At 32.4% G+C, this 3,454-nt stretch carries 1 protein-coding gene and 2 pseudogenes; all 3 read left to right on the forward strand.

Annotation, left to right across the window (positions count from 1 at the left end; genetic code table 11):
* Positions 1-745, forward strand: a pseudogene (locus AC1DUW_RS23775) (alkaline phosphatase); the annotation flags it as partial.
* 1,170 nt (positions 746-1,915) lie between these two features.
* Positions 1,916-2,926, forward strand: coding sequence for an alpha/beta fold hydrolase (locus AC1DUW_RS23780; RefSeq protein WP_477643619.1), 1,011 nt, complete (start codon positions 1,916-1,918; stop codon positions 2,924-2,926).
* Positions 2,913-3,167 (forward strand): annotated as a pseudogene (locus tag AC1DUW_RS23785) (response regulator); the annotation flags it as partial. The gene AC1DUW_RS23780 and the pseudogene AC1DUW_RS23785, both read left to right, overlap by 14 nt.
* Positions 3,168-3,454: the final 287 nt, after the last annotated feature.

A 3,454-nucleotide genomic window follows, 5' to 3' on the forward strand; every position in this document is an offset into this window, starting at 1 on the left:
CCTTGAAACACGCCGATACGCAGCAATGCTTGGTGCGACTACTGAATTTAACAAAATGGAAGGTTTAGCGCTAAACGAAAAGGATAAAAAAGTATATATTGCTATTTCCGATCAAAGTAAGAGTATGGAAAAAGATTCAACAGGAAAAGACCCAGCAGACCATATCCAATTACCAAAAATTAAAGCTGGTGTAACCTATCAATTAGATTTACAAGGTGGTCAAAAGGATAGCGAAGGAGAGGCTATTCATAGCTCTTATGTAGCACCATCAATGTATGGATTGGTGGTAGGAGAAGACCTTCCTAATGCTGATGCATATGGAAACACTGCAAATGTAGACAAAGTAGCTAATCCCGATAACTTAAGTTATTCTGAAGCAATGCGAACCCTCTTTATTGGTGAAGATAGCGGTGCTCACACAAATAACTATGTTTGGGCATATAATGTTGATACGAAAGAATCAAATCGTATTCTATCTGTTCCAGCAGGAGCCGAAGCAACTGGATTATTTGCTGCTGATGACCGCAATGGATTCTCATACATTTTCAGTAATTTCCAACATCCTGGTGATGAACTAGATGGTAAGTCAGTTACAGCTGTTAACAAAGATGAATTACTTAAAGCTGTTGACGAACAAATTGGCATTAATAAAACAGGGGGGATTGGTTATATCTCTGGTATACCTTCTTTAACAAAATATAATAATGGTAAATATCAAAAAAGTTTAGAAATTGATAAAAAATGATAAGTTTAGATTAGGTAATGAACCTAAATGAAGGAACACAAATTTACGTAACGGCAACTGATGYAGCCGGAAATATAAGCGCTGATAAAGTTACTAAGTAATGGATAAACTGGCTCCTAAAATACCTTCAGTAAATGAAGTTATTGTGCTTATAAAAATAAAAAGGGCTGTCATAAAAGTGATTAAAAAATGACTTTTGTGACAGCCCTCATCCATTTTAATTTGGCTCTGTATTATTTGTTGGGGTTAAGACACAATATTGAAGCAATAAAAAAACGTAGGAATCTTATTTTAGAAATGAGATTCGTGTCTCACCTCAAGCAGTGGCAGAACAAGTGGGTATTTTGCTAGAGAGAAACCTATAGGTGGGAAATAGAATTAGATTGTGAAGGATTGTACGTAAACTTTAGCCAATATCGATTGTTATTATAAAGAATCTCTTGAACCAAAAAACCAGGATGATCCTAAGAAATAAAATTATAAATATTGTTTTATTAATCCTGTACGTAAAAGTACACATTTATAAACATAAAAAGTCCTTAGATTCTATTAAATCTAAGGACTTTTTTGATTGCCTCTAATCCTAATTATGTTAAGTAGGGCTGGCGTACACTGGTTCTTCTTATTTCACATTTCACATACTATTTTTTGAACGTATTTTTCCGTTTTGTTGCTGATAGGTCGAACCCGTAAGTGACATTTCTGTCATTCTTATTTATTTATTGTTAGGTAAATCGATGGAAAGAAATTGAAATGATTTTTAAAATAGATATAAAYTCTGTTGTAGAAAGGAATAAGTCCAGAGAATCCTTTACAATCACCTTATTAGTTTGGTTGACGTTGTTTGTAATTTTTGTACTTCATGGGAGAATAGATACACTTTATCTGAAAGTAGATACTTTATAAAAAAGCCACCCTTCCAAAGTATTGTATAGAAAGATAGCCCTTTTGGCGTTTTAAGGAAACGACCTTGTATTAACCTGATAGATGGCGAGACCCGTATTAGAGAATGTACGGTTAACTTAAATGAATTTTAAAGTTCTTATATTAAAACAAAAAATAATACTACCAAGAAAAGGAGAATGACTGATGAATCGAAGTTTGGTTGATCGATACAATCAATCTATCATTTTCTTTGATGGAGAGTGTATAAGTTGAAAGGAGAAGTCTATGAAAAAAGTATTCGAAGTATTAAAGAAAATATTTGTTTTATTTATTGCCTTTAGCTTGCTCGTATCAGTATCTGTTTTTATTTACCATAACTCTCAATTAAGTAAGGAAGCAGCACTCCTTAAAAGTGAGGGAACAGTCGTTAAGTTTAATAATAAAAAAATTAATGTCTATAATGAGGGAAGTGGTGAGGATACATTTGTATTTATGGCTGGCTCCGGGATCGCTGCTCCTGTTTATGACATGAAAGGACTATATAGCAAGTTTTCAAAAGAAAATAAGATAGCTGTTATTGAAAGAGCTGGATATGGGTATAGTGACGTTTTTAACGATGACRGAGATATTGACAAAATACTAGAGCAAACTAGAGAAGCTCTAATAGAAAGTGGAAATAAACCTCCGTATATATTAGTGYCTCACTCATTATCAGGGATAGAAGCTATTTACTGGGCACAAAGATACCCAGATGAAATAAAGGGAATTATTGCTTTAGATATTGGTTTACCTCAACAGTACGTAACACATAAAATGAACCTAGTTGATTCATTGACAGTAAGAGGAATAAATATTTTAACGAAAATTGGTTTGCACCGACTTGTTCCTTCTTCTACTTATAATCCTGAAGTGATTCGGCAATCATTTTTAACTGAAGAGGAAAAAGAAATTTATAAAGCATTATACTATAAACAATTTTTTAATGATGATATGAAGCAAGAACTTTTACAGGCTTATGAAAACGGTAAAAAATCAGTTAACCTTCCGATACCAAAAGAAACACCTATTTTATTTTTAGATGCAATTGCTGACCAATATAAAAACTCGAAATATACAAAACAAAAAAACAAAGATTATGAGGAATTTGCAGAACAATTAGAAATAGCAGATGTCATAAAAATTAGAGGTACACACAGCATTTATTTATACGTGCCTGATGAAATATATAAGCTTTCAATGGAATTTATCAATAAGGAAGTTGAAAAAAATGAAATCCTACGTGATGAAAGGATTTAACATTTTAATAGTAGAAGGCGATTTGATGATTGGCGATTTACTTCAAAAAATTTTGCAACTCGAAGCGTACTATGTTTGTTGGAAAACGGATGGAAGAGAAGTTCTGGATATCATCCATAAGATAGATTTAGTCATAATGGATGTTATGTTACTAGGTGAAGAGGGCTATCAAATCACAAAGAAAATAAAAAACTAGGATTAAATATTCTCATAAATTTTTCTCTCTGTCCGAAATGATATGGTTAATCCTTATGATTCTAGATAGTTACTATTACAAACTTTTTTAAATTGCGGGGTAGAAAATACAATTGACTAAGAACATAGGATCGTTGAATTATTAGCAGAAATTATAGATTAAATATTAGTTGAACTTGATTAAAAGTTATACCATTTTTGGTGGAATCTTTAATGTTTCAGGAGGGGATTTGGAATTATAGAACTAATACTTTAAGGTCAAGGCTCTTACCTTGGATACAGCTTCGCTCATCTATATAGGAAATCCAGGATAGTAGGTGGATGATTATGAGT

This window comes from Peribacillus sp. P4_C12, assembly GCF_056402095.1.